This is a genomic window from Bordetella genomosp. 5, from assembly GCF_002261475.1.
Taxonomy (GTDB): Bacteria; Pseudomonadota; Gammaproteobacteria; order Burkholderiales; family Burkholderiaceae_B; genus Bordetella.
Window position 1 is genome coordinate 372,579 of sequence record NZ_NEVN01000013.1, and the last position, 26,291, is coordinate 398,869.

The window sequence follows — 26,291 nt, forward strand, 5'->3', positions numbered from 1 at the left end:
AAGGCCCACCCCGGCAACACGAGGTCCGATTACTCGGCGGCGTCGTCGGCGTCGGCCTGCGGCGCAGCACCTTCCGGCTCGGCACCCACCGTGACCGGTGCGTCCTCGAACGGGTTGGCGAGCTGACGTGCGGCTTCGCGCTCGGCGGCTTCCACGGCTTCCTTGTCCTTGCGGGCAAGGTGATAAGCCAGACCGGTACCGGCGGGGATCAGACGACCCACGATCACGTTTTCCTTCAGACCACGCAGATCGTCACGCTTGCCCATGATGGCCGCTTCGGTCAGCACGCGCGTCGTTTCCTGGAACGATGCAGCGGAGATGAACGAGTCGGTCGACAGCGAGGCCTTCGTGATACCCAGCAGCACGTTGTCGTAGATGGCCGGACGCTTGTTCTCGGCGAGAACACGATCGTTCTCGTTGAGCAGCTCCGAACGCTCGACCTGTTCGCCAGGGATGAAATCGGCGTCGCCCGGATCCGTGATGTTCACACGGCGCAGCATCTGACGAACAATCACTTCGATGTGCTTGTCGTTGATCTTCACGCCCTGCAGACGGTACACGTCCTGCACTTCGTCGACGATGTAGGTCGCCAGCTTCTCGATGCCCTGCAGGCGCAGGATGTCGTGGGGATCGGCCGGGCCGTCCACGATCATTTCGCCCTTGTTCACCACTTGGCCGTCGTGCACCAGAACCTGCTTTTCCTTGGGGATCAGGAACTCGTGGCTCACGCCCTCGAGGTCGGTGATCACCAGGCGTTGCTTGCCCTTGGTGTCCTTGCCGAACGAGACCGTACCGGTCACTTCGGCCAGCATGCCAGCGTCCTTCGGCGAACGGGCTTCGAAGAGCTCGGCCACACGCGGCAGACCGCCGGTAATGTCGCGGGTCTTTTGCGATTCTTGCGGAATACGCGCCAGCACTTCACCCACGGCCACTTGCTGACCATCGCGCACCGTGATCAGCGCGCCCACCGGGAACGAGATGTTCACGGCATGGTCGGTACCGGCGATACGAACGTCGTCGCCGTTTTCGTTGACCAGCTTGATCTGCGGACGCATGACGATCTTGCCGCCGCGCGTCTTGGGCGTGATCACGACCAGGGTCGACAGGCCGGTGACTTCGTCGACCTGCTTGGCGACGGTCACGCCTTCTTCGATGTTCTCGAAGCGGACGGCACCGGCGTACTCGGACACGATCGGACGGGTCAGCGGATCCCAGGTAGCCAGACGGGTACCGGCCTTGATGGCCTCGCCGTCGCCCACCAGCACGGTCGCGCCGTACGGGATCTTGTGACGTTCGCGCTCACGACCGTTGTCGTCGAAGATCGCCAGTTCGCCCGAGCGCGAGATCGCAACGCGCTCGCCCTTGGCGTTGGTGACGTAACGCATCGTGCTCGTGAAGCCGACCGTACCGTTGGACTTGGTTTCCACGGCGCTGGCCAGGGCCGAACGCGATGCCGCACCACCGATGTGGAACGTACGCATCGTGAGCTGCGTGCCCGGTTCGCCGATCGACTGAGCGGCGATGACGCCGACGGCCTCACCGACGTTCACGTGCGAACCGCGGCCCAGATCGCGGCCGTAGCAGTGTGCGCACAGACCATGACGGGTTTCGCAGGTCAGCGGCGTGCGGACCTTCACTTCGTCGACGCCGAGACGGTCGATCATGTCGACCAGATCTTCGTCGAGCAGCGTGCCGGCGGTGATCGCGGTTTCCTGGGTGTCAGGATTGACGATGTCGATCGCGGCGACGCGGCCGAGGATACGGTCGCGCAGCGGTTCGATGACTTCACCACCTTCGACCAGGGCCTTCATCGAGTAGCCGTGCGAGGTGCCGCAGTCGTCTTCGATGATGACCAGATCCTGCGTCACGTCGACCAGACGGCGGGTCAGGTAACCCGAGTTGGCGGTCTTCAGTGCCGTGTCGGCCAGACCCTTACGCGCACCGTGAGTCGAGATGAAGTACTGGAGTACGTTCAGGCCTTCACGGAAGTTTGCGGTAATGGGCGTTTCAATGATCGAGCCGTCCGGCTTGGCCATCAGGCCGCGCATACCGGCGAGCTGACGGATCTGAGCGGCGGAACCCCGCGCGCCCGAGTCGGCCATCATGTAGATCGAGTTGAACGATTCCTGGCGCACTTCCTCGCCGTGGCGGTTGACCACGGGCTCGGTCGCGAGCTGTTCCATCATCGCCTTGCCGACCTTGTCGCCGGCCTTGCCCCAGATGTCCACAACGTTGTTGTAGCGCTCTTGGGACGTGACCAGACCCGACGAGTACTGCTTGTCGATTTCCTTCACTTCGCGGCTCGCCTCGGCCAGGATCACTTCCTTGGCCTTGGGGATCAGCATGTCTTCCATGGCGATCGAGATGCCGCCGCGCGTTGCCAGGCGGAAGCCCGACTGCATCAGCTTGTCGGCAAAGATCACCGTGTCGCGCAGGCCGCAACGGCGGAACGACTGGTTGATCAGGCGCGAGATTTCCTTCTTCTTGAGTGCCTTGTTCAGCACCGTGAAGGGCAGGCCCTTGGGCAGGATCTCGGAGAGCAGCGCACGGCCGACCGTCGTCTCGTGACGACGGATCACCGGTTGCCATTCGCCGTTTTCGTCGCGCTCGTGTTCCTTCAGACGCACCGTGATGCGGGTCTGCAGCTCGACTTCGTTGTTGTCGTAGGCGCGCTGGACTTCAGCCACGTCGGCGAAGAAGATGCCTTCGCCGCGGCCGTTCACGCGCTCACGGGTCGTGTAGTACAGACCCAGCACGATATCCTGCGACGGCACGATCGACGGTTCGCCGTTGGCCGGGAACAGCACGTTGTTCGAGGCCAGCATCAGCGTGCGGGCTTCGAGCTGGGCTTCGAGCGACAGCGGCACGTGAACGGCCATCTGGTCACCGTCGAAGTCGGCATTGAACGCCGCGCAGACCAGCGGGTGCAGCTGGATGGCCTTGCCTTCGATCAGCACGGGCTCGAACGCCTGGATGCCCAGACGGTGCAGCGTCGGCGCACGGTTCAGCATGACCGGGTGCTCGCGGATCACCTCTTCGAGGATGTCCCAGACCACCGGTTCCTGGCTTTCAACGAGCTTCTTCGCAGCCTTGATGGTCGTGGCCAGGCCCATCATCTCCAGACGATTGAAGATGAACGGCTTGAACAGTTCCAGGGCCATCAGCTTGGGCAGACCGCACTGATGCAGCTTGAGCTGCGGACCCACCACGATGACCGAACGGCCCGAGTAGTCGACGCGCTTGCCCAGCAGGTTTTGACGGAAACGACCGCTCTTGCCCTTGATCATGTCGGCCAGCGACTTGAGCTGGCGCTTGTTGGCGCCGGTCATGGCCTTGCCGCGGCGGCCGTTGTCGAGCAGCGAGTCGACGGCTTCCTGCAGCATGCGCTTTTCGTTGCGCAGAATGATTTCGGGCGCCTTCAGTTCGAGCAGACGCTTCAGGCGGTTGTTGCGGTTGATGACGCGGCGGTACAGATCGTTCAGATCCGAGGTCGCGAAGCGGCCGCCGTCCAGCGGCACCAGCGGACGCAGGTCCGGCGGCAGCACGGGCAGCACTTCCATGACCATCCACTCGGCCTTGATGCCCGACTTCTGGAAGCCCTCGAGCACCTTCAGGCGCTTCGAGATCTTCTTGATCTTGGCTTCCGAGCTGGTGGCCTTGAGCTCACCGCGCAGCGTTTCGACTTCGCGATCGATGTCGATCGTGCGCAGCAGTTCGCGCACGGCCTCCGCGCCCATCAGGGCACGGAAGTCGTCACCGTATTCTTCGGTCTTGGCGAGGAAATCGTCGTCCGACATGATCTGGCCGCGCTTGAGCGGCGTCATGCCAGGTTCGATCACGCACCAGGCTTCGAAGTACAGGACGCGTTCGATATCGCGCAGCGTCATGTCGAGCACCATACCCAGGCGCGACGGCAGGCTCTTCAGGAACCAGATGTGCGCAACCGGGCTGGCCAGCTCGATGTGGCCCATGCGCTCACGGCGCACCTTGGCCACGGTGACTTCGACACCGCACTTTTCGCAGATCACGCCACGGTGCTTCAGGCGCTTGTACTTGCCGCACAAGCACTCGTAGTCCTTGATCGGGCCAAAGATCTTGGCGCAGAACAGGCCATCACGCTCGGGCTTGAACGTACGGTAGTTGATGGTCTCGGGCTTGCGAACTTCGCCGTAAGACCACGAACGGATCTTCTCGGGCGAGGCGATGCCGATCTTGATGGCATCGAATTGCTCGTCTTGCGAGACTTGCTTGAAGAGATCAAGTAGCGCTTTCATTAGTTACGCTCCAAATCCATGTCCAGGGCCAACGAGCGGATTTCCTTGACCAGCACGTTGAACGATTCCGGCATGCCGGCGTCGATGACGTGGTCGCCCTTGACGATGTTTTCGTAAACCTTGGTGCGACCCGTGATGTCATCGGACTTCACCGTCAGCATTTCTTGCAGGGTGTAGGAGGCACCATAAGCTTCCAGTGCCCACACTTCCATTTCCCCGAAGCGCTGGCCACCGAACTGCGCCTTACCACCCAGCGGCTGCTGGGTCACGAGCGAGTACGGGCCGGTCGAACGGGCGTGCATCTTGTCGTCGACCAAGTGGTGCAGCTTCAGGTAGTGCATGTAGCCGATGGTGACCGGACGCTCGAATTTCTCGCCGGTACGGCCGTCGAACAGCCATGCCTGCGCACGCGAGGGCGTGAGCTGCATGCGCTTGGCGACTTCGTCCGGATAGGCGAGTTCGAGCATCTTGGCGATTTCTTCTTCGGTCGCGCCGTCGAACACCGGGGTGGCGAACGGCACGCCGTTCTTCAGGTTGTGCGCCAGCTCGATGACGTCGTCATCGCTCAGTTCGTTGATGCGCGCAGCCGAACCCGTGGTGTTGTAGACCTTCTCGAGGTACGCACGCAGGCTCTTGACCTGAGCGGTGCGCTCGTCCTTGAGCATGTCGGCAATGCGGTGACCCACGCCCTTGGCGGCCCAGCCCAGGTGAACCTCGAGCACCTGACCGACGTTCATCCGCGAGGGCACGCCCAGCGGGTTCAGAACGATGTCGGCGGTGGTGCCATCGGCCATGTGCGGCATGTCTTCGACCGGGGTGATACGCGAGACCACACCCTTGTTGCCGTGACGGCCTGCCATCTTGTCGCCAGGCTGCAGACGACGCTTGACGGCCAGGTACACCTTGATCATCTTGAGCACGCCCGGGGGCAGCTCGTCACCTTGCGTGAGCTTCTTGCGCTTTTCTTCGAAGGCCAGATCGAATTGGTGGCGCTTTTGCTCCAGCGATTCCTTGGCTTGTTCGAGGACGACAGCGTGCGGCTCATCGGCCAGGCGGATGTCGAACCACTGCCAGCGGTCCAGATCGACCAGGTATTCCTTGGTGATCGTGGCGCCCTTGTTCAGCTTGCGCGGACCGCCGTTGACGGTCTTGCCGACCAGCAGCTTCTCGATACGATCGAACTGGTCGTTCTCGACGATGCGCAGCTGGTCGTTCAGGTCCTGGCGATAGCGGCGCAGCTCGTCGTCGATGATCGACTGAGCGCGCTTGTCGCGCACGATGCCTTCACGCGTGAACACCTGCACGTCGATGACGGTGCCGGTCATGCCCGAAGGCACGCGCAGCGAGGTGTCCTTGACGTCGGATGCCTTCTCGCCAAAGATGGCGCGCAGCAGCTTTTCTTCCGGCGTGAGCTGGGTCTCGCCCTTCGGCGTGACCTTACCCACCAGCACGTCGTCGGCGCTGACTTCGGCGCCGATGTAGACGATGCCCGAATCATCCAGGCGATTGAGCTGGGTTTCGGCCAGGTTGCTGATGTCGCGCGTGATTTCCTCGGGTCCGAGCTTGGTGTCGCGAGCGACAACGGTGAGCTCTTCGATGTGCACCGAGGTGTAGCGGTCATCGGCGACGACGCGTTCGGAGATCAGGATCGAGTCTTCGAAGTTGTAGCCGTTCCAGGGCATGAACGCGATCAGCATGTTCTGACCCAGGGCGAGTTCGCCCAGGTCGGTCGATGCGCCGTCAGCCAGCACGTCACCCTTGGCAACGCGGTCGCCACGCTTGACGATCGGACGTTGGTTGATGTTCGTGTTCTGGTTGGAGCGGGTGTACTTGATCAGGTTGTAGATATCCACACCCACTTCGCCCGCGACGTTTTCTTCGTCGTTGACGCGGATCACCACACGCTCGGCGTCGACGTGGTCGACCAGGCCGCCACGCAGGGCCTGCACGGTCGTGCCCGAGTCAACGGCCACGGTGCGCTCGATGCCGGTGCCGACCAGCGGCTTTTCCGGACGCAGGCAGGGCACGGCCTGACGCTGCATGTTGGCGCCCATCAGTGCACGGTTTGCGTCGTCGTGCTCGAGGAACGGAATCAGCGAGGCTGCGACCGACACGATCTGCGACGGCGCCACGTCCATGTAGTGCACGTTGGCCGGCGAGGTCAGCATCGTTTCGCCTGCTTCACGGCAAGCGACGAGATCGTCGACGAAGCGGCCTTCGCCATCGAGCGCGGCGTTGGCCTGCGCGATGACGTAGTGGCTTTCTTCGATGGCCGACAGGTAGTCGATCTGATCGCTCACCTTGCCGTCGATGATCTTGCGGTACGGCGTTTCCAGGAAGCCGTACTCGTTCAGACGAGCGTACAGCGCCATGGAGTTGATCAGACCGATGTTCGGGCCTTCCGGCGTTTCGATCGGGCAGACGCGGCCATAGTGGGTCGGGTGCACGTCACGGACTTCGAAGCCGGCGCGCTCGCGGGTCAGACCGCCCGGGCCCAGTGCCGAGACACGACGCTTGTGCGTGATCTCGGACAGCGGGTTGGTCTGGTCCATGAACTGCGACAGCTGGCTCGAACCGAAGAACTCCTTGATCGCAGCCGAGATCGGCTTGGAGTTGATCAGGTCGTGCGGCATCAGGTTTTCGGTTTCGGCCTGGCCCAGACGCTCCTTGACGGCGCGCTCGACACGCACGAGACCGGCACGGAACTGGTTTTCGGCCAGTTCGCCCACGCAACGCACACGACGGTTGCCCAGGTGATCGATGTCATCGATCTGGCCACGGCCGTTACGCAGCTCCACGAGGACCTTGATGGTCTCGAGGATGTCTTCGTTGGTCAGGGTCATGGGGCCGTTCGAATCGTCGGCACCGCCCAGGCGGCTGTTGACCTTCATGCGGCCAACGCGCGACAGATCGTAGGTCTCTTCGCTGTAGAACAGACGCTGGAACAGCGCTTCGACGGCTTCCTCGGTGGGCGGCTCGCCAGGACGCATCATGCGATAGATGGCGACGCGCGCGGCCATCTGGTCGGCGGTTTCGTCGGTGCGCAGCGTTTGCGAGATGTACGGGCCGCGGTCCAGATCGTTGGTGTACAGGGTCTGGAATTCGAGCACGTTGGCCGAACGCATGGCGTCCAGCACGCTTTCCGTGATCTCGTCGTTGGCGTGCGCAATCAGCTCGCCGGTGTCGGCGTCGACGATGTTCTTGGCCAGCACGCGGCCGAACAGGAAGTCTTCAGGCACGGAGATGCGCTGGATGCCGCCATTGGCGAGATCACGCAGGTGCTTGGCGTTGATGCGCTTGTCCTTCTCGACGATCACCTTGCCCGAACGGTCGGCGATGTCGAAACGGGCCATTTCGCCCTTCCAGCGCTCAGGCACGAATTCCATCATGCCGCCTTCGCTCTTGAGTTCGAAGTTATCGAAGTCGAAGAAGTGGGCGAGGATGGACTCCGGCGTCATGCCGATGGCCTTGAGCAGGATCGTCACGGGCATCTTGCGACGACGGTCGACGCGGAAGAACAGGACGTCCTTCGGGTCGAATTCGAAGTCGAGCCACGAGCCGCGGTAAGGAATCACGCGGGCCGAGAAGAGCAGCTTGCCCGAGCTGTGCGTCTTGCCGCGGTCGTGTTCGAAGAACACGCCAGGCGAGCGGTGCAGCTGCGAGACGATGACACGCTCGGTGCCGTTGATGACGAACGAACCGGTGCCGGTCATGAGCGGAATTTCGCCCATGTAGACTTCCTGTTCCTTCACTTCCTTGATGGTGGGCTTGCTGACCTCACGGTCGAGCAGGACGAGACGCACCTTGGCGCGCAAAGGCGACGCATAGGTGAGACCGCGCTGCTGACATTCCTTGACATCAAACACCGGTTCGCCGAGCGCGTAGCTCACGAACTCCAAGCGCGCCATACCGTTGTGGCTGACAATCGGGAAAATCGACGAAAACGCCGCCTGCAGGCCTTCGCTATGACGCTCCGCTGTGGGGGTGTCAGCCTGCAGGAAAGTTAGGTAGGATTGAAGCTGCGTTGCAAGCAGGAAAGGGACGTTCTGCACGTCCTCACGCTTGGCGAAGCTTTTGCGGATGCGCTTTTTTTCGGTGTACGAGTAAGGCATGAGCACTCCGACTCGAGGTTGCATGGGCCGTAAACCACGGCCCTGGGTGATACGACTCCAGGAAACCACCCTGAAACCACCTGATCAGAAGGGGTTTCCTGGAAACGCAAAAGCCCGGGGACGGCAAATTGCGCTGTCCCCGGGCAGATGACGCGAAGGCTTACTTGACTTCGACCTTGGCGCCAGCTTCTTCCAGCTTCTTCTTGGCGGCTTCGGCGTCAGCCTTGGCCAGACCTTCCTTGACGGGCTTCGGAGCGCCGTCAACCAGGTCCTTGGCTTCCTTCAGACCCAGACCGGTCAGCTCGCGCACGGCCTTGATCACGCTCACCTTGTTGGCGCCGGCTTCAGCCAGCACAACGGTGAACTCGGTCTGCTCTTCAGCAGCGGGACCAGCAGCGGCGCCAGGAGCGGCCACGGCCACAGCGGCGGCAGCAGCCGACACGCCAAACTTCTCTTCCATTTCCTTGATCAGCTCGGACAGTTCGAGCACGGTCATGCCAGCGATGGCGTCAAGGATTTCAGCTTTGTTAAGTGCCATTTTCTTTAGAACTCCAGAATGGGGTAATGCCAGGTTTGGTTGTCGCTATGTCGTTCAGCGAAGTCCGGATACCGCGCCAGCTTAGGCGGCGGCCTTCTGATCGCGCACGGCGGCGAGGCCACGGGCGAACTTGGTCGGAACTTCGTTGAGCGTACGCACGAATTGCGCGATCGGGGCTTGCATAGTGCCCAGCAGCTTCGAAAGCAGTTCGTCGCGCGAGGGCATCGTGGCCAGGGCCTTGACACCATCTTGGCTCAGCAAGTTGTTGGGCAGAGCGCCCGCCTTGATGACCAGCTTGTCGTTGCTTTTTGCGAAGGTAGCGAGGACCTTGGCCGCCGAAACCGGGTCGTTGCTGATACCGTAGATCAGCGGACCGGTCAGTTGCTCGGACAACGGCTCGAAAGCCGTGCCGGCAACAGCACGACGGGCCAGCGAGTTCTTCAGAACTCGCAGGTAAACGCCCGATTCACGCGCAGTTTTGCGCAGTACGGTGACAGAGGCGACGTCCAGACCACGGTACTCAGCGATAACAATCGATTGAGCCTGGGCCACTTGGGCCGAGACTTCCTCGATCACCACCGCTTTCTCTTGGCGATTGAGACTCACGGTTTGAACACTCCATCAAAAGACGCTTGGGGCGGAAGCCTTGCACGTCAACCGAATGCGGCGCCTGGTTGAGTTCTTCGTGTAAAGAATTCTTCCTGGGGACGCCGTCTACGCTGGATCCGGACATGACGAGCTCCGGGATTAAGCGGCTTGCCTTTACTGCCGGCTTGCCACTCCAGCGGTCTTTGACAGCAGCATCCGGAAAAACCGGATGCAGCCCAAAGTACAGTTTGCGATCAGCCTATCAGGCCGACAGCGAAGCGATTTCTACGCGAGCACCGCCGCCCATGGTGGACGAGACGGCCAGCTTGCGCAGGTAGATACCCTTGGCGGCGGCGGGACGAGCCTTTTGCAGGGCGTCGACCAGAGCGGCCAGGTTGGTTTGCAGTTGTTCGACGCCGAACGAGGCGCGACCGATGGTGGCGTGAATGATGCCGGCCTTGTCGGTGCGGTACTGCACCTGACCTGCCTTGGCGTTCTTCACGGCGGTAGCGACGTCGGGGGTCACGGTGCCGACCTTCGGGTTCGGCATCAGGCCACGCGGGCCCAGGATTTGACCCAGGGCGCCGACGACACGCATCGTGTCGGGCGAGGCGATGACGATGTCGAAGTCCATCTGGCCAGCCTTGATCTGGTCAGCCAGGTCGTCGAGGCCAACCACATCGGCGCCAGCGGCGCGAGCGGCTTCAGCCTTGTCGCCTTGGGCGAACACGGCGACACGGACGGTCTTGCCGGTACCGGCGGGCAGCACGACCGAGCCACGAACCAGTTGGTCGGACTTCTTGGGGTCGATGCCGAGCTGGACGGCGACGTCGATCGATTCGTTGAACTTGGCGGTGGCGGTTTCCTTGACCAGGGCCAGGGCTTCAGCAACCGGGTACAGCTTGGTGCGATCGATCTTTTCGGCGATCGCGGCAGCGCGCTTGGACAGTTTTGCCATGATTAGATCCCCTCAACCGTGATGCCCATGCTGCGGGCGCTACCGGCGATCGTACGAACGGCGGCATCCAGATCAGCAGCGGTCAGATCGGGCTGCTTGGTCTTGGCGATTTCTTCAGCTTGCGCGCGCGTCAGCGTGCCCACCTTGTCGGTGTGCGGCTTGGGCGAACCCTTTTGCACGCCGGCGGCCTTCTTGATGAGGACCGTCGCGGGCGGGGTCTTCATGATGAAGGTGAAGCTCTTGTCGGCGAAAGCGGTGATCACCACCGGAATCGGCAGACCGGGCTCGAGGCCTTGGGTCTTGGCGTTGAACGCCTTGCAGAATTCCATGATGTTCAGGCCGCGCTGACCCAGAGCCGGGCCAATCGGGGGGGAGGGGTTTGCCTTACCAGCCGGGACTTGCAGCTTGATAAAGCCGACGATCTTCTTCGCCATGCTTTGCTCCTAACGGGTACATGCGCTGCCGGCCAACGACAGCTCCCCGGGGTTGAAATCAGGTCTTTTCGACCTGGCTGAAATCGAGCTCGACGGGGGTGGCACGACCGAAAATCGTGACCGACACACGCACCTTGCTCTTTTCGTAATTGACTTCTTCGACGTTGCCGTTGAAATCGGCGAACGGACCTTCCTTGACACGAACCATCTCGCCCACCTCGAAGAGGATCTTGGGCCGGGGCTTCTCGACGCCCTCTTCCATCTGGGAGAGGATCTTTTCGACTTCGCGCTCCGAGATCGGCGTGGGCCGGTTGCCCGAACCGCCGAGGAAGCCGGTCACCCGGTTCGTGTTTTTGACCAAATGCCAGGTTTCGTCGGTGAGATCCATCTCGACCAGGACGTAACCCGGGAAAATCCGGCGCTCAGAAATCGACTTCTGACCACCCTTGACCTCGACGACTTCTTCGGAGGGCACAAGGATGCGACCGAACGAGGTTTGCAGCGCGGCACGCTCGATACGCTCGTTCAGGGCTTTCTGAACACTCTTTTCCATGCCGGAATACACATGGACGACATACCAACGTTTACTCATGTCTGTCCTTATTTCCAGCCAAGCAGCAGGCCGTAGAGTACCCACTCGATGCCCTTGTCGAGCACCCACATGAAAAGACCCATCACGGCGACGAACGCAAAGATGATCCCAGTCATCTGGAATGTTTCTTTGCGGGTGGGCCATACGACGCGCTTGACTTCGTTGTACGACTCGCCACCAAAGCTGATCGTGCGGCGGCCGGGTTCGCTGAACCAGGCAATCAACGCGGCGATCACAAGGCTGCCGACAAACACGCCGACACGGGCGGCGAGGGGCTGCGCGCTGAGCACGGAAAACCCGACGATGCCAGCAATGACGACGAGAACCGCCAACCCGAGTTTGATCCGGTCAGCGGTACTGGTAACGGTTTCGACGCTGGTATTAGACATTTTGCGACGCGAGCCCGCCGTGAATGCGCAACTCGCGAGATCTCCGGCGGGTGGCAGGGGCAGTAGGAATCGAACCTACAACCTTCGGTTTTGGAGACCGACGCTCTGCCAATTGAGCTATACCCCTAAAACTGACACTTGCGACTACTTGGCACCTGACGGAACCAAGCAGTGTACTACTTTTTTGGCTTTTACGGCAAATATGGATAGAGGACCTTGACGGTCCGTCTATCCATACTGTAACGCGATTTACTTCAGGATCTTGGCAACGACACCGGCGCCGACGGTACGACCGCCTTCACGGATGGCGAAGCGCAGGCCTTCTTCCATGGCGATGGGGGCCAGGAGCTTGACGACCATCGAGACGTTGTCGCCCGGCAGAACCATTTCCTTGTCGGCCGGCAGATCGATCGTGCCCGTCACGTCCGTCGTGCGGAAGTAGAACTGGGGACGATAGCCGTTGAAGAACGGGGTGTGACGGCCGCCTTCTTCCTTCGACAGGATGTACACCTCGGCGGTGAAGTCCGTGTGCGGGGTGATCGAGCCCGGCTTGGCCAGCACTTGGCCACGCTGGACGTCTTCACGCTTGGTGCCGCGCAGCAGGATGCCCACGTTGTCGCCGGCTTGACCTTGGTCGAGCAGCTTGCGGAACATTTCCACGCCGGTGCAGGTCGTCTTGACCGTGGGGCTGATACCCACGATTTCGATTTCTTCACCAACCTTGACGACACCGCGCTCGATACGGCCGGTCACCACGGTGCCGCGACCCGAGATCGAGAACACGTCTTCGACCGGCATCAGGAACGCGCCGTCAACGGCACGCTCAGGCGTCGGGATGTACGTGTCCAGCGCTTCGGCCAGGGCCAGAATCGCTTGCTCGCCCAGTTCGCCCTTGTCGCCTTCGAGCGCCAGCTTGGCCGAACCCTTCACGATCGGCGTGTCGTCGCCCGGGAAGTCGTACTTCGACAGAAGTTCGCGAACTTCCATTTCCACCAGCTCGAGCAGCTCGGCGTCGTCAACCATGTCAGCCTTGTTCAGGAAGACGATGATGTACGGCACGCCAACCTGGCGCGACAGCAGGATGTGTTCACGCGTCTGCGGCATCGGGCCGTCAGCGGCCGACACCACCAGGATCGCGCCGTCCATTTGCGCGGCGCCCGTGATCATGTTCTTCACATAGTCAGCGTGGCCCGGGCAGTCAACGTGCGCGTAGTGACGCGATTGCGTTTCGTACTCGACGTGAGCGGTGTTGATCGTGATGCCGCGTGCCTTTTCTTCAGGTGCCGCGTCGATCTGGTCGTAGCCCTTGGCTTCGCCGCCGAACTTGGTCGACAGCACCGTCGTGATTGCCGCCGTCAACGTCGTTTTGCCGTGGTCAACGTGACCAATCGTACCCACGTTCACGTGCGGCTTGGTACGTTCAAACTTGCCTTTTGCCATGGCTGACTCCTGACCTGGATTGAAGCTTCTGACTTGAAGAAAAGAACCGAAGCGAATGCTTCGGAGAATTCGGTGGTGCCCATGACGCGGATCGAACGCGTGACCTCTCCCTTACCAAGGGAGTGCTCTACCACTGAGCCACATGGGCATTTTGGAGCGGGTGAAGGGAATCGAACCCTCGTCGTAAGCTTGGAAGGCTTCTGCTCTACCATTGAGCTACACCCGCGGCTACCCTTTCACCTTGCTTCAATACCACTCTGCGCCGCGCTTCAATGCGCGCCACACATCGCAAACCTCTCATCGACCACAGGGGCTGGTTAGACCGACTGTGCAGCGCGCCTATCAAGCGCGCCCCTCGATGCGAGGGCCTTACGATGCAAATCCAGGCTGACTGCGCCTGGATTTGAGAATGGGTCTTTGGTGGAGGAGGTTGGATTCGAACCAACGTAGGCGCAAGGCCAACAGATTTACAGTCTGCCCCCTTTAACCACTCGGGCACCCCTCCAGCGAAGATTTGAGATTATGAACACATTCTTTTCGCGTGTCAAACGCATTGGGGAAGTTTTTTTACGTGGAACGTGAAAAAAGTGTGCGAACGGGCGATCGCCGCCCGCCCCCTTCCCTATATGAAGTGCGTCTGGCGTGCAGGGTGACGGCGGGCCGGGCCGAGCCGGGCCGGGCCAGGATTCACGCGCTGGCGGGCAGGCGATAGGCGGCGCGCTCCGCGGCATCGATCCGGCTGACGAGGTCGACCTCCCATGCCAGGTACTGACGCGCGGCGTCCTTGTTGCCGTCGTGGCGATCGTGCACAAAGAAGAGGTAATCGATGCACTGCGCGTCGGGAGGCGCGTCGGGGCTGGCGTCGAGCGCGGCGCCCGCGTCGCGCAGGGCCTGCGCGTCCCAGCGCAGCCAGGCCTGTTCACCGCCATGGCCGCCCTCGCGCAGGGCCTGGCCGGCCAGCGCCGCGACGGCGGGGTCGTCGGCCACGAACACGACGGGCGTGTCGGACGGAATCGCGGCATGGGCCAGGCCGGGCCGCGTCAGGCCGGGCCGCGCCAGGCCGGGCCGGATCGCCCATTCGGCGCCGCGCAGATGCGCCGCCCGATAGGCCATGCTGCCGCGCACATCGATCACGCGAGCGCCCTGCTCCAGGCGCTGCGCCAGCGCGGCGGGCCGCACTTCGGGCAGCGCTTCGATGACGGGTCGCGCCGCGCGTGAGGCGCGAACATCGGCGCGCACACCCTCTTTGAGCACATAGGCGTCCCAACCCAGCTGACGCAGCCACGACGCCACCACCGGTGCGCGCACGCCCTCCGCATCGAAGAGCACCAGACGCGCGCCACGCGCGGCGACAAATTGATCCGTAGCCTGGATCAGCTGCCCGCCCGGCGTGTGCTGGGCGCCAGGCAACGAGCCGGCCGCGAATTCTTCCGGTGTGCGCACGTCGCACAGATAGGTGCTGCGATCCTGCAGCGACAGCCATGCCGTCGCGGTCTCGGCGTCGACCTCGGCCACGCCGTGCGTGCGTGCAAGATCCTGGGCGCGCGCACGCTGGCGTTCGAGCGCCTCGCCCTCCAGGCCCTCTGCGGGATAAGCCGCGCGCTTGCCGTGCTCGAGCGGAAGGTCGGCGAGATACCAGCCCTGCGTGCCGTTCTCGAGTGCATAGACCGGGTTGGGCACGCCAAGATTGATCAGCGTCTGGGCGCCGATGATGCTGCGCGTGCGGCCGGCGCAGTTCACGACGATGGTCGTCGCGGGATCGGGAGCGATGCGCTCGGCGCGCAGCGCCAGCTCGCCGTTGGGGCAGCAGATCGCCCCCGGAATGCTCATCTTCGCGAACTCCTGCAGGGGCCGGCCATCCAGCACGACGAGGTTATCCCCACGCGCCTGTCGCTCTGCCAGGTCCTGCGCGCTGATGCGCGGCGTGTGCAGGGCCAGCTCGGCCAGTTCGCCGAATGTCTTGCTCGGCACGTTGACCCCGGCGAACACCGCATAGCCCGCGTCGCGCCACGCCGACACGCCGCCCTGCAAGACCTGGACCTGTGCATAACCCAGCGAGCGCAGCGCACGCGCCGCCGCCCCGCTCACGCCCTCCCCGTCGTCGTCATACACCACGGCGCGCACGGACACGCTGGGCAGCAGTCGCGGCGCTTCGATTTCGAGCCGGCTATAAGGCAGCGGCACGGCGTAGAACAGGTGGCCCTCGCCGTACTGGCCGTGTTCGCGCACGTCGAGCAGCGCGATCTCGCCGCCGTCGTGCAGCCATTGCTTGAGCGTGGCCGCATCGACCGTTGCGAGAGCGTCTGGGGGATTTGAATTCGTCATGATCCAGCAAGTTGGTTATATCCGTTGATTGCGCAAGCAACCATATTGGTTGCGTGCGCAATCAGTACAAAGTTGAATACGGTTGCGTCCTTAACGCCTCTGATAGAACAGGATCGTATGCAGCAACGGTTATTCGCCATCCCTTTATTTACGCTGCTTTTCTTCAAACATGGAAATCACGCATCGCGTTTTCATATGCGCAAATATTGGTTGCCTCGGCAACCAAATATGGTTGTTCGCGCAACAGCGTAAAGTTGTGCTCGCAACCACATGCGATCCCGCCACGTTTCGTCGATCCTTTTTTTGGCGCCGAAATCGTCAAAAGGCGTGGCTGAGAAATCGGTGGAAAAAAAAGCCCGGCGGAGAAAATGGCGGTTTCGCCGTCGTGAAAAATCGCACCGTCAGCAAATCGCACTCGCCGTCGCGAAAAACGCCGCGCGGCGTCTTGCGGACGCGTTCGGCGTAATCGCCGTGCGGAAACGCTCGAGTTGATCAACGCCGCGTCTGAACGCCGATCGGCATGATGCTGCAGCGGTCGGTGCTCAAATCGAAGGCCAGGCGCTGGTCGAGCGTCTCGAGCGCCCGGCCGTACATGTGCAGATGCCGGATCACGCTGTCGCCTTCGATGTGCACCGCGTGTATGTCGTCGGGCATGAGCGCGATGCCCTGCCCTGGCGCCACCTGCACTTCGCCGGACAGCCGGAGCCGGCCCACACCGGGACGCGTGCCATCATCGAGGCGCTCGTAGACGTAGTTGTTCTCGACGCCCTGCACGGCGGCGATGCATGCCCACGTGGTGTGGTTGTGCGGGACGATCTTCTTGCCTGGCCGCATTACGTTCAGATAGAGCGCATACGACTTGTCGGGCTCTTCGCTGATGAGATAGCGCGCCTGGTGCTCGTTGGCCTCGGGATCAGGGTAGCGATCGGCCTGCCAGCAGTCGGGCCGGGCCGCGAGGGCCAGCAACGTATGCAGCACCGACGCAAGACTGGCCCGGCTCAAACCCTGGGTGTCTACAGTGTTCTTTATCTTTCCGATCGCCTCGGAAATCTGCCGCTGACAGGGATGGGACGCTTCCATGGAGTTTCTGCCTTGGAAAAACAAGTAGAGTGGCTACACTCTACTGAGGCCGCCGCGACCGGACAATTTAATTTGGCCACGGCATTCATCAGCGCTACTGAAGTTTTCCACAGGCGGGCATGCGTCATTTCGAACTGGATCTGCTGCGTACGCTGGTCGCCATCGCGGATGGCGAGACGTTCGCCGCCGCCGCCGATAAAACCCATCGGACCCAGTCCGCGGTAACGCAGCAGATGCAGCGGCTGGAGGCATTCGTCGGCCAGCCCTTGTTCGAGAAGCAGGGCCGCAACAAGCGCCTCACGCCCCACGGCGTGAAACTGGTTCAGCACGCGCGTCATCTGCTGGCCCTCAACGACGACACCTGGCGGGCCCTGCAGGACGACCAGGTCGAAGGCCTATTGCGCCTGGGCGCGCCGCACGACGTGGCGGATACCATCCTGCCGACGGTGCTGACCCAGGTGTCGCGCCACCTGCCGCGGATCAAGCTGGAGATCCGCGTGGACCGTAGCCCGTTCTTGATGAAGGCGATGGCCGCGGGCGAAATCGACCTCACGATATCCACACGCTACGACCCCGACCTCGAAGGCGTGGTGCTGCGTACCTCGCCCACGGTCTGGATCTGCTCGGCCGATTATGTGCACGACACGCGCGCGCCGGTGCGGCTGGTGCTGGCGGACGAGCCGAGCATCTTTCGTCGTCTGGCGCTCGACGCGCTGGAGCAGGCGCGCGTGCGCTGGCATACGCACTACGTGGCGCCGAACTTGGTGGGCATCAAGGCCGCGCTGCGGGCCGGATTGGGCGTGACGGCGCGCAGCATCGAGTTGCTCGGCCCCGATCTGCGGGTGCTGGGAGAAAAAGACGGGCTGCCGCCGTTGCCGGAGGTGAATTACTTTCTTTGGCTGCGGCGCGAGCCGGTCAACGCGCTGTCACGGCATGTGTACGACATGCTGAAGGACAAGCTCGGGCTGGCCGATCCGGCCGACGCGGGCGCGCCGCCGGCATCGGCACCGCCCCCTTCGCGCACCGGGCAGCGCCAGGATCAATAGCGCTCGAACAGGGCCTGAATCTCGGCGCGGTCGCGCTTGCCCATGAGCGCCAGCGTCAGCAGCACGCGGGCCTTTTGAGGATTGAGCTCATACGCGGCGATGAAGCCGCCGTGATCGTCGTCGACCTCGATGTTGCGGCCCACGCTGCCGGATCCAGTGCGCGTGCTGCGCACCACCGCCACGCCACTGCGTGACGCATTCATCATCGCATCGACCGCGGCGTCGGTGGCATTGCCGTCGCCGACGCCGGCCAGCACGATCCCTTGCGCGTGCGTGGCCATGAAGTCGATCAAGAGACCGTCCATATCAGCGCAGGCATACGCAATCTCGACGCGCGGCCAGACCGTGGCGGGCAACTGAGACAGCGGGAACACATTGTCGGCCGCCGCGCTCGCGATATCGGCACGGCCGTAGAACGACACCCGCGATCCGCGCACCACGCCGGCCCGGCCGGCGTTGGGCGAGTCGAAGGCGTCGACACCGCCACACGCCATCTTCTGGACATGACGGGCGTAATGAACCTCGTCGTTCATGACGACGAGCGGACCACGATTGGCCGACTGCGGCGAGACCGCGACGGCGACCGCGCTATGGATGTTGCGCGGACCATCGGCACTCATGGCGGTGGCCGGACGCATCGCGCCCACCAGCACCACGGGCTTGGTATGCGGCAGCACGAGGCTGAGGAAATACGCCGTCTCTTCGAGCGTATCGGTGCCATGGGTGATGACGATGCCGGTGATGTCATCGGCACGCATGAGCTCGTCGACCCGGCGCGCCAGCGCGTGCCAGACGGCATAGCTCATGTTCTGGCTGCCGACGTTCACCAGCTGCTCGGGCTCGACGCGCGCCAGTCCGGCGAGCGAGGGCACGGCCTCGAGCAAGGTGTCGACCGACAGCGCGCCGGCGCGATAGCCTCCGCTGAGCTCACCGGTTTGCGCACCTGCGATGGTGCCGCCGGTGGCGATGAGCGCGATGCGCGCCTGGCGTCGATCAGGCATCGATGACTCCGGACAGACCCTGGCGCTCGAGCAGCGCGTTGAGATGCTCGTAGCCATGGAAGTCGATCACGATCTGGCCTTTTTCGCGCGCGCCGACCTTCAGCGATACGCGGGTGCCGAGGTGATCGGACAGAGCCTCTTCGAGCCGCGTGAGGTCGCGCGAGGCGCCATTGGCCTTCTTGCGCGGCGAACCATCGCTATCTTTCAGCGTCTTGGTGACGAGCTTTTCGGCTTCGCGCACCGACAGGCGCTTTGCGATGATCTGATTGGCCAGCTGAATCTGGATGGCGGCCTCGGCCGACAGCAGCGCACGGGCGTGGCCCATGTCGACATCGCCGGCGAGCAGCATCGTCTGCACCGGCGCGGCCAGGTTGAGCAGGCGCAGCAGGTTGCTGGTGGCGGAACGCGAGCGGCCGATGGCCTGCGCGGCCTGTTCGTGCGTGAGACCGAACTCGTCGAGCAGGCGCCGCACGCCCTGGGCCTCTTCGAGCGGATTGAGGTCTTCGCGCTGGATGTTTTCGATGAGCGCCATCACCGCGGCGTTTTCGTCGGGCACCTCGCGCACGAGCACCGGCACCTCTTTGAGGCCCGCCAGCTGCGCGGCGCGGAAGCGGCGTTCGCCCGCGATGATCTCGTATTGGCCAGCGCCCGCGCCCTGAAGCGCGCGCACGAGAATGGGCTGCATGATGCCCTGTGCACGGATGGACTCGGCCAGCTCGTTGAGCGCGCCCTCATCCATGCGAGTGCGCGGCTGGTACTTGCCAGCCCGCATCTTGCTGACAGGCAGGACGGAGGGAGGGCCTTCAGCCCGCACGGCTTCTTTGCCGAGGTTGTCGATGGCGGGCGCATCGGCGCCCAGCAATGCATCGAGCCCGCGGCCCAGGCCCTTGGGTTTCTTGGTGGCCATAGCGATAAATTCCTCTTTCCTTCAGCCTGTTCTCTGGCGTGCGTTCACTGCTGCGCCGTGGCGGGCAGCGAGCGATACCAGTATGAATAACTATCCACAAAACCATATCGCGCATAAAGCGCGCGCGCGGCGACGTTGCCTGCCTCGACCTGCAGATACGCATGCCGGCAGCCGCGCTCGCGCGCTTCGGCGAGCAGCCGCACCAGCAAGGCGGTGCCGTGCCCGCGGCGGCGCTGCGCGGGCAGCGTCACGACGTCGAATATGCCCAGCAGATCCGCTTCGATCACGCCCAATGCCGCCGCCACCGGCGTGCCGTCGGCCTGGCATGCGAGCAAAGGCACCAGGTCGACCATCAGGCCGGTGAGGCGCGCCGTGTGTTCGAGCACGGCGGCCGGCGTGGAGCCTTTCAGGCGTCCGACTTCGGTTGCGAACTGCTGTGCCGGCACCTGCTGGAACGTGATGTCAGTGGACTGCGCCGCAGACGCGATCGGCGTGACGGGCGCGGTCATGACGGAGGTCGGGTCGTACCCCTCATACCCGCGCGCCGCCAGGGCAGCGTCGAGCTCGAAATCCGGACCGATCGAGGTCAGACGCAGGATCAGCGGCAGATCGGCGCGCGCGTACCACCCGAGACAGTACGCCAGTCGCTCGTCGAGCGCGCGTGTGGATAACCCGAGGATATTCACACTGCGCATGCGGCGCGCCGGCGACGGCGCACGCCGCAGCAGCCAGCCGTCGTAGAACACCTGTTCGCGCACCGCAGTGGCGTTGAGCGAGGCTTCTTCGATGCGCGCAAGCAGCCCGTCACGCGCTTGCATGACAGGAGCAAAAGGAGCGGAAGACGGCTCGGCCGGACGACTCTGCATCATGACAGCCGATCAGTTCATTTCCTTGACGCGCTCGATCATCTCGGCGCCAAAGGAGATGTACGCCTGAGCGCCGCGCGAGTTGCGGTCGTAGACGACGCCGGGCATGCCATAGCTGGGGGCCTCGGCGAGCCGGACATTGCGCGGCACCACGCTCTTGAACACCTTGTCGCCAAAGTGCGCCTCGAGCTGGGCCGAGACCTGCTGCTGCAGCGTCATGCGTGGATCGAACATCACGCGCAGCAGACCGATGACGCGCAGGTCGTTGTTGATGTTGCGATGGACCCGCTTGATCGTGTTGACCAGATCGGAGAGGCCTTCGAGCGCGAAGTATTCGCATTGCATCGGGATGATGACGCCATGCGCGGCGGCCAGGCCATTGAGCGTCAGCAGCGACAGCGTCGGCGGGCAGTCGATCAGTACGAAATCGTATTGATCCGCCACGGTGTCGATGGCGGCGCGGAGCTGACGCTCGCGCTCTTCCATCTGCACGAGGTCGATCTCGGCGCCGGAGAGCTCACGGTTGGCCGGCAGCACGTCGTAGCCGCCGGACTCGGAGCGCACGCGCGCATCCGCGATCGTGGCCTCGCCGATCAGCACTTGATAAAGATTGGACGGCACGGCGTTCTTGTCGATGCCACTGCCCATCGTGGCATTGCCCTGCGGATCCAGGTCGACCAGCAACACGCGCTGGTTCAGCGTGGCCAGTCCCGCCGCCAGATTGATGGCCGTCGTGGTCTTGCCCACACCGCCCTTCTGATTGGCGATGCAGAACACGCGTGCGGAGTTGCTGGGCGGTATTGAGTTCATAGAGTTCCTTGACTGCGGCGCATCCAGATGAGGCAGCGCTGCGCGTCGAGTTCGGGGACGGTCAACGTTTGAATGTTTTCGACTTGCCATTCGCCTTGGTCGGCGAGCATGGCGAGCTCATCGTCCGGGACCTTGCCTTTCATCGCGACGAGGGTACCACCGTTGCGCACGTGACGACCCGACCATTCAGCGAAATCCTGCAGCGACGCAAACGCGCGCGAAATCACGACATCGCACTCGCCCGGTTCGAGCTGTTCGATGCGGGCGTGACGCGCATGCAGATTGGGCGCGTTCAGCGCACCGCTCATCTGCCGCACGAACGCGGTTTTTTTCTCGACCGCATCGATGCAGGTGATGTCCCAGGCGGGTTGCATCACCGCAAGCACCACCCCCGGCAAGCCTCCGCCGGATCCCACGTCGTAGATGCGGGCGGGACCGTCGCCGAGATGCGCGCGCAGCGGCCCGACGACAGACAGGCTATCGAACAAATGCTGCACCAGCATTTGTCCGGGGTCGCGGATGGCGGTGAGATTGTAGGTGCGATTCCAGCGCTGCATCTGCGCGACGTAACGCAGCAGCGTGTCGCGCTGCTGCGCGTCGGGCTCCAGGCCCAGCGCGCGGCAAGCCTCGGCGAGCCGCGCCTCGGCGGCCGGGTCGTTCACGACGGCGCTCATGCCGCTTGCTTGCGCGAGCCGTAATGCAGGCGCTTGAGATGAATCAGCAACAGGGAGATCGCGGCGGGGGTCATGCCGGAGATCCGGCCGGCCTGTCCGATGGTCTCCGGACGGTGCGTCTTGAGCTTCTGCCGCACTTCGAAGGACAGGCTCGTGACCGCGTCGTAATCGATATCGGCCGGAATCGGCTGCTGCTCATGGGTCGCGTGCTTCTGCACTTCATCGCGCTGGCGCGCAATGTAGCCGGCGTACTTGACCTGGATCTCGACCTGCTCCGACAGCACCTCGTCGTGCAGCACGCCCGGGCCCGCGAGCAGCTCGCCGGCCTCGTCGCGCGCCTGCATCAGGCCGGCATACGACACATTCGGGCGCTTCAGCAGGTCTGATAGTGAGTACTCACGTTCAATGCTTTTGCCAAGCAGCGGCTCGGCAACCTCCGCGGGCAAGGTCCGCGGGTTGAACCAGGTGGACTTGAGACGCTCGACTTCGGCCGCAACGGCGTCGCGCTTGCGGTTGAACGCGTCCCACCGCAGGTCGTCCACCAGACCCAGCTCGCGGCCGATTTCGGTCAGGCGCAAATCCGCGTTGTCTTCGCGCAGACTGAGGCGGTATTCGGCGCGCGAGGTGAACATGCGGTAGGGTTCGGTGACACCGCGCGTGACGAGATCGTCGACCAGCACACCCAGATAGGCTTCGTCGCGACGCGGCGTCCAGGGCTCTTTGCCCTGCGCCTGCAGCGCGGCGTTCACACCGGCCAGCAGGCCTTGCGCGGCCGCTTCTTCGTAGCCCGTGGTGCCGTTGATCTGTCCGGCAAAGAACAGCCCCTGGATGCTCTTGGTTTCGAGCGTGCTCTTCAGCGCACGCGGATCGAAATAATCGTACTCGATGGCATAGCCGGGACGCAGAATGTGTGCGTTCTCCAGCCCCGGCAGAGAGTGAATCAGATCGAGCTGCACGTCGAACGGCAGGCTGGTCGATACCCCGTTCGGATAGACCTCATGCGTGTCCAACCCTTCCGGCTCGAGAAAGACCTGGTGCGACGCCTTGTCGGCGAAGCGGTGAATCTTGTCTTCGATCGAGGGGCAGTAACGCGGGCCCACGCCTTCGATCACACCGCTGTACATCGGCGAACGGTCGAGACCGCCGCGAATGATGTCGTGCGTGCGCGCGTTGGTATGCGTGATCCAGCACGGCAACTGGCGCGGATGCATGGCGGTGTTTCCCATGAAGGAAAACACGGGCACCGGGTCCAGGTCGCCGGGCTGCTCTTCCAGGATCGCGTAGTTGATGGTGCGACCATCGATACGCGGCGGGGTGCCGGTCTTGAGGCGGCCTTGAGGCAACTGCAGTTCTTTGAGGCGCTGACCCAGCGAGATCGCAGGCGGGTCGCCGGCGCGGCCACCCGAGTAGTGCTGCAGGCCGACGTGGATCAAGCCATTCAGGAAGGTGCCGGCCGTGAGGACGACCGTGCGCGCGCGGAACTTCAGACCGACCTGGGTCACGGCACCCACGACCCGGTCGCCCTCCACCATCAGATCCTCTACGGCCTGCTGGAACAGCCACAGATTGGGCTGGTTCTCCAGCCGGCTCCGGATCGCTTGGCGATACAGAACCCGGTCGGCCTGCGCGCGCGTGGCACGCACCGCCGGCCCCTTGGAGCCGTTGAGAATGCGGAATTGAATCCCGGCCTCGTCCGTGGCGATCGCCATGGCGCCGCCCAGCGCATCGACCTCTTTGACCAGATGTCCCTTGCCAATACCTCCGATGGAGGGATTGCAGGACATCTGCCCTAAGGTCTCGATGTTGTGGGTGAGGAGCAGCGTCTGAGCGCCTGCGCGCGCGGCCGCCAGCGCGGCTTCGGTACCGGCGTGGCCGCCACCGACGACGATGACGTCAAATTCGCGGGGGTAATCCATGATGGGGGCAATAAAAAAGAGCTTCGACCGCCATTATAGAGGCTGCCCTGCCCTTGTTTCACGTGAAACGTGGTAAGGGACAGGAAAAACAACGTGAGCGGGGCGGCTGGGTAGGAAGTGGTGAGGGAAGTTGGGGTATGTGACGGGTTTGGGACTGAAGGCTTGGGCGCTGTTTGGGCTTGCTCCGGCGGGGACCGGCCCCGGGGGCCGGCCAACACTGACTGAAGCGAGCACTAACTTTGCAGTGCAGGAGGTCGCCTCGCGCGCGGCGAACCGGGAGTACCGAAGCGCTGGCTGGCATCCTGGACGAGTCCGCCTTAGGGTCGGCGGAACGCCGCCTCGAATGCTGCGCTGTTGGCTGTATGCGGTGGCCATGCTGGAGCGCTTCCGGCGTTCGGCTGCGCAGAGGGTGGCGGACGGATAGAGGTCGGCCGAGGGATGGGAATCGGGTCGTTGCTATCCCTCCCTGCCCGATGAGGGCCGCCTCCCTGCCGCGGCATGCAATCCGCGGGCATAGGGGCGGGACTTCATCCCGGTTGTTTCACGTGGAACGTCGCGCCGAGGTTCCACACTTTTAATCGGGCGGACCCGGGCACTGCCGTGTGTTCCACGTGAAACAGGCAGCGTTCAGAGTACCGCCAGTCACGCACCGAGATGGCGGCATGTACGGCGAACCGGTCCCTCGGATACACGACCACGACCAGCCGATACGTAGCGTGGGCCGTTTCGCATGAGGGCCGACCTACTGACCCGGTAGGATGGCACGCGGCACTCCCTCCTCTTCCCTTCGCTCTCAACGCACCTGGCGGATCGCCGGCGTTCGGGACGGCGATGTTTCACGTGGAACAAGAGCGGTAGCCGCGATCCGGCCTAGCAATGGCGGGGATGACGACACACGGAGCTACGCAGATCGCGGCGGTCAGGTGGCATCCGGCTGTGCCGGAGCATCGCGATGTTTCACGTGGAACAGTGCGACCGCGCGGAGGTCAGCCGCTGGTCCAATGACCGAATACCATCATGGCCGGGGGACCACGGCAAGATGCTCTGACGTCTAGCGCTCTCCCTCCTGCGGCGTCTGCGGACAGGCGCATCTCTCGCTCGTCGCGACGTTTCACGTGGAACATAGAGCGCTAAGGGCCCGATGTGCGCCGATGTATGCTCACCCAGGGCCCCAAACCGCGCGCGGTTGCGTCGCTCTGCATCCTCTCTGCCTCGACCCCACCGCCCAGACGCAGCCGGTAAAGTCGGCGACGCTTCCAATGAAACCTGCGGTGCACCGGGTCAATCGGCATGGCCTGGTCCGTATCCAGGGTAAGACGACCGGTGAGATTGCCACGGTGGGCTGCCCGGGTCCTTCTTCCACACCTTTGGACTGATCGCTGATGGCATTCGGGAACCGATGTTCCACGTGGAACAATGCACGTCGAGGCCGCACTTGCGCCGATGTGTCCGTATCCGCGCGCGGCACCGAGCGCATTTGCGGCGGTTTGCAGCCATATACCTTACCCCGCCATCCCAGAAGCACTCGATACTCGTCGGACGTAGGCGATGTTTCACGTGGAACAAAGCAGTGGAGGGGGTCAGCCGGACCGAATCGCTCCTTATTTCCCCGCACTCAGGCGCTGCAGAGCGGCCACGATGCTCTCCCTCAACCCCCGCCCCGCCACCTAAGAAGCGCACGACGCTCGTGGATTGTGGCCGATGTTCCACGTGGAACATTGCCCCGCCGTGGGATCACTCTGAATAATCGAGATCAAGGACGCAGCCTTAGAGGCCTTGCCTTCCAGCATCCGCCCTCCCCGTGCGTCTCTCGGTTCCACTTCACCAGCGCATCAGTGCCTAGGTAAGTCTGGGTAGGCCGCCTCGTGCGCCCATGCTTAGGTGAGCCAGAGTAATCCCGCCTAGCGCATCCGAAAATCAGCTATAGAGGCGGATGTTCCACGTGGAACACGCGCAGCGATGTTCGCAGCTTTACGCAATAGCGGCGAACCAGTCACCGGTAACGGCTCGCAGACGTGGGGTTAAGCGAGGCGTAATCCCCTTCGCTGCTGGGGCGGGCACTTGTACCTAAACCGTTGCCGTGAGGCGGGAGACCACTGCCGACCATCAGAATGGCGTCCCGCCTTCCCTGGAGACCCACTCTGTACCCTTCTCAGACCTCCCTCCAGGGCCGTGGAATCCGAGTGTGGCGTGGCCTACGGGTGTGCCTTGCCCCATATAGCCAGATGCAATTGCGACTGTGCCACCGCCGGGCCAGGGCCCGCACCACACGGCCAGCACAGCGTTACCTTCCCTCCACGGGTTAATAAGGATGTGGCGTCACAATACGTGCAAAGGCGTG

Annotated in this window: 19 protein-coding genes and 4 tRNA genes; 1 reads left to right on the plus strand and 22 read right to left on the minus strand. The window is 63.2% G+C overall.

The window, feature by feature from the left end; translation table 11 throughout:
- Positions 1-29: 29 nt before the first annotated feature.
- The 16 genes from rpoC to CEK29_RS22785 all read right to left on the minus strand — a co-directional run bounded on the left by rpoC (position 30) and on the right by CEK29_RS22785 (position 16,730).
- Complete coding sequence (gene rpoC, locus CEK29_RS22715; protein WP_094859393.1) at positions 30-4,274, minus strand: DNA-directed RNA polymerase subunit beta'; 4,245 nt, start codon at positions 4,272-4,274, stop codon at positions 30-32.
- Positions 4,274-8,386: a DNA-directed RNA polymerase subunit beta gene (gene rpoB, locus CEK29_RS22720; protein WP_094798050.1), complete on the minus strand. Its 4,113-nt coding sequence runs from the start codon at positions 8,384-8,386 to the stop codon at positions 4,274-4,276. The genes rpoC and rpoB overlap by 1 nt, the downstream gene beginning before the upstream one ends.
- A gap of 160 nt (positions 8,387-8,546) precedes the next feature.
- Positions 8,547-8,924, minus strand: coding sequence for a 50S ribosomal protein L7/L12 (gene rplL, locus CEK29_RS22725; RefSeq protein WP_094798051.1), 378 nt, complete (start codon positions 8,922-8,924; stop codon positions 8,547-8,549).
- Between the two features lie 81 nt (positions 8,925-9,005).
- On the minus strand, positions 9,006-9,530 hold the full coding sequence (rplJ, locus tag CEK29_RS22730; RefSeq protein WP_094798052.1) for a 50S ribosomal protein L10: 525 nt from the start codon (positions 9,528-9,530) through the stop codon (positions 9,006-9,008).
- Between the two features lie 244 nt (positions 9,531-9,774).
- Positions 9,775-10,470, minus strand: a complete 696-nt coding sequence (gene rplA, locus CEK29_RS22735) for a 50S ribosomal protein L1 (RefSeq protein ID WP_094798053.1) — start codon at positions 10,468-10,470, stop codon at positions 9,775-9,777.
- Positions 10,471-10,472: 2 nt separating this feature from the next.
- On the minus strand, positions 10,473-10,904 hold the full coding sequence (gene rplK, locus CEK29_RS22740; RefSeq protein WP_066409498.1) for a 50S ribosomal protein L11: 432 nt from the start codon (positions 10,902-10,904) through the stop codon (positions 10,473-10,475).
- Between the two features lie 58 nt (positions 10,905-10,962).
- A complete protein-coding gene (gene nusG, locus CEK29_RS22745; protein ID WP_094798054.1) occupies positions 10,963-11,496 on the minus strand; it encodes a transcription termination/antitermination protein NusG in 534 nt (177 codons plus the stop codon).
- Between the two features lie 8 nt (positions 11,497-11,504).
- Positions 11,505-11,885, minus strand: coding sequence for a preprotein translocase subunit SecE (secE, locus tag CEK29_RS22750; protein ID WP_094798055.1), 381 nt, complete (start codon positions 11,883-11,885; stop codon positions 11,505-11,507).
- Positions 11,886-11,936: 51 nt separating this feature from the next.
- Positions 11,937-12,012, minus strand: a tRNA-Trp gene (locus CEK29_RS22755).
- Between the two features lie 122 nt (positions 12,013-12,134).
- On the minus strand, positions 12,135-13,325 hold the full coding sequence (gene tuf, locus CEK29_RS22760) for an elongation factor Tu (RefSeq protein ID WP_094798056.1): 1,191 nt from the start codon (positions 13,323-13,325) through the stop codon (positions 12,135-12,137).
- 73 nt (positions 13,326-13,398) lie between these two features.
- A tRNA-Thr gene (locus CEK29_RS22765) sits at positions 13,399-13,473 on the minus strand.
- 4 nt (positions 13,474-13,477) lie between these two features.
- Positions 13,478-13,551: transfer RNA gene (locus tag CEK29_RS22770), tRNA-Gly, on the minus strand.
- A 192-nt stretch (positions 13,552-13,743) separates the two neighbouring features.
- Positions 13,744-13,830, minus strand: a tRNA-Tyr gene (locus CEK29_RS22775).
- 182 nt (positions 13,831-14,012) lie between these two features.
- Positions 14,013-15,650, minus strand: coding sequence for a rhodanese-like domain-containing protein (locus tag CEK29_RS22780; RefSeq protein WP_094859394.1), 1,638 nt, complete (start codon positions 15,648-15,650; stop codon positions 14,013-14,015).
- A 163-nt stretch (positions 15,651-15,813) separates the two neighbouring features.
- Positions 15,814-16,065: a hypothetical protein gene (locus CEK29_RS23760; RefSeq protein WP_141218377.1), complete on the minus strand. Its 252-nt coding sequence runs from the start codon at positions 16,063-16,065 to the stop codon at positions 15,814-15,816.
- A gap of 77 nt (positions 16,066-16,142) precedes the next feature.
- Entirely contained in the window at positions 16,143-16,730 is a 588-nt protein-coding gene (locus CEK29_RS22785; protein ID WP_094859395.1) for a hypothetical protein, read from the minus strand.
- 119 nt (positions 16,731-16,849) lie between these two features.
- Here CEK29_RS22785 and CEK29_RS22790 point away from each other — a divergent pair, with 119 nt between their 5' ends.
- The gene (locus CEK29_RS22790; RefSeq protein ID WP_094798059.1) at positions 16,850-17,776 is read left to right on the plus strand and encodes a LysR substrate-binding domain-containing protein; all 927 of its coding nucleotides are present in this window, start codon (positions 16,850-16,852) and stop codon (positions 17,774-17,776) included.
- On the opposite strand, the gene CEK29_RS22795 is transcribed toward CEK29_RS22790, so the two are convergent.
- From CEK29_RS22795 to mnmG, 6 genes are read right to left on the minus strand one after another with little or no spacing between them, the layout of a single operon-like run.
- The gene (locus CEK29_RS22795; RefSeq protein WP_255176233.1) at positions 17,770-18,777 is read right to left on the minus strand and encodes an asparaginase; all 1,008 of its coding nucleotides are present in this window, start codon (positions 18,775-18,777) and stop codon (positions 17,770-17,772) included. The two genes, CEK29_RS22790 and CEK29_RS22795, sit on opposite strands and share 7 nt — an antisense overlap.
- Entirely contained in the window at positions 18,770-19,684 is a 915-nt protein-coding gene (locus CEK29_RS22800) for a ParB/RepB/Spo0J family partition protein (protein ID WP_094798061.1), read from the minus strand. The genes CEK29_RS22795 and CEK29_RS22800 overlap by 8 nt, the downstream gene beginning before the upstream one ends.
- A gap of 44 nt (positions 19,685-19,728) precedes the next feature.
- Positions 19,729-20,502 (minus strand): GNAT family N-acetyltransferase, encoded by a 774-nt coding sequence (locus CEK29_RS22805; RefSeq protein ID WP_249278904.1) that lies wholly within the window; start codon positions 20,500-20,502, stop codon positions 19,729-19,731.
- A 60-nt stretch (positions 20,503-20,562) separates the two neighbouring features.
- A complete protein-coding gene (locus tag CEK29_RS22810) occupies positions 20,563-21,360 on the minus strand; it encodes a ParA family protein (protein ID WP_094798062.1) in 798 nt (265 codons plus the stop codon).
- A complete protein-coding gene (gene rsmG / locus CEK29_RS22815) occupies positions 21,357-22,034 on the minus strand; it encodes a 16S rRNA (guanine(527)-N(7))-methyltransferase RsmG (protein WP_094859397.1) in 678 nt (225 codons plus the stop codon). The genes CEK29_RS22810 and rsmG overlap by 4 nt, the downstream gene beginning before the upstream one ends.
- Complete coding sequence (gene mnmG, locus CEK29_RS22820) at positions 22,031-23,950, minus strand: tRNA uridine-5-carboxymethylaminomethyl(34) synthesis enzyme MnmG (protein ID WP_094859398.1); 1,920 nt, start codon at positions 23,948-23,950, stop codon at positions 22,031-22,033. Before mnmG ends, rsmG begins: the two co-directional genes overlap by 4 nt.
- Between the last annotated feature and the right edge of the window lie 2,341 nt (positions 23,951-26,291).

What these genes read in the sequence shown, in the direction of transcription:
- tuf (WP_094798056.1), bottom strand. Translation starts at nt 13,325, where the DNA reads ATGGCAAAAGGCAAGTTTGAACGTACCAAGCCGCACGTGAACGTGGGT.
- CEK29_RS22795 (WP_255176233.1), bottom strand. Translation starts at nt 18,777, where the DNA reads ATGCCTGATCGACGCCAGGCGCGCATCGCGCTCATCGCCACCGGCGGC.
- mnmG (WP_094859398.1), bottom strand. Translation starts at nt 23,950, where the DNA reads ATGGATTACCCCCGCGAATTTGACGTCATCGTCGTCGGTGGCGGCCAC.
- CEK29_RS22800 (WP_094798061.1), bottom strand. Translation starts at nt 19,684, where the DNA reads ATGGCCACCAAGAAACCCAAGGGCCTGGGCCGCGGGCTCGATGCATTG.
- rplK (WP_066409498.1), bottom strand. Translation starts at nt 10,904, where the DNA reads ATGGCGAAGAAGATCGTCGGCTTTATCAAGCTGCAAGTCCCGGCTGGT.
- secE (WP_094798055.1), bottom strand. Translation starts at nt 11,885, where the DNA reads ATGTCTAATACCAGCGTCGAAACCGTTACCAGTACCGCTGACCGGATC.
- rpoC (WP_094859393.1), bottom strand. Translation starts at nt 4,274, where the DNA reads ATGAAAGCGCTACTTGATCTCTTCAAGCAAGTCTCGCAAGACGAGCAA.
- rpoB (WP_094798050.1), bottom strand. Translation starts at nt 8,386, where the DNA reads ATGCCTTACTCGTACACCGAAAAAAAGCGCATCCGCAAAAGCTTCGCC.
- rsmG (WP_094859397.1), bottom strand. Translation starts at nt 22,034, where the DNA reads ATGAGCGCCGTCGTGAACGACCCGGCCGCCGAGGCGCGGCTCGCCGAG.
- rplL (WP_094798051.1), bottom strand. Translation starts at nt 8,924, where the DNA reads ATGGCACTTAACAAAGCTGAAATCCTTGACGCCATCGCTGGCATGACC.
- nusG (WP_094798054.1), bottom strand. Translation starts at nt 11,496, where the DNA reads ATGAGTAAACGTTGGTATGTCGTCCATGTGTATTCCGGCATGGAAAAG.
- CEK29_RS22785 (WP_094859395.1), bottom strand. Translation starts at nt 16,730, where the DNA reads ATGGAAGCGTCCCATCCCTGTCAGCGGCAGATTTCCGAGGCGATCGGA.
- CEK29_RS22790 (WP_094798059.1), top strand. Translation starts at nt 16,850, where the DNA reads ATGCGTCATTTCGAACTGGATCTGCTGCGTACGCTGGTCGCCATCGCG.
- CEK29_RS22805 (WP_249278904.1), bottom strand. Translation starts at nt 20,502, where the DNA reads ATGCAAGCGCGTGACGGGCTGCTTGCGCGCATCGAAGAAGCCTCGCTC.
- CEK29_RS22780 (WP_094859394.1), bottom strand. Translation starts at nt 15,650, where the DNA reads ATGACGAATTCAAATCCCCCAGACGCTCTCGCAACGGTCGATGCGGCC.
- CEK29_RS22810 (WP_094798062.1), bottom strand. Translation starts at nt 21,360, where the DNA reads ATGAACTCAATACCGCCCAGCAACTCCGCACGCGTGTTCTGCATCGCC.
- rplA (WP_094798053.1), bottom strand. Translation starts at nt 10,470, where the DNA reads ATGGCAAAACTGTCCAAGCGCGCTGCCGCGATCGCCGAAAAGATCGAT.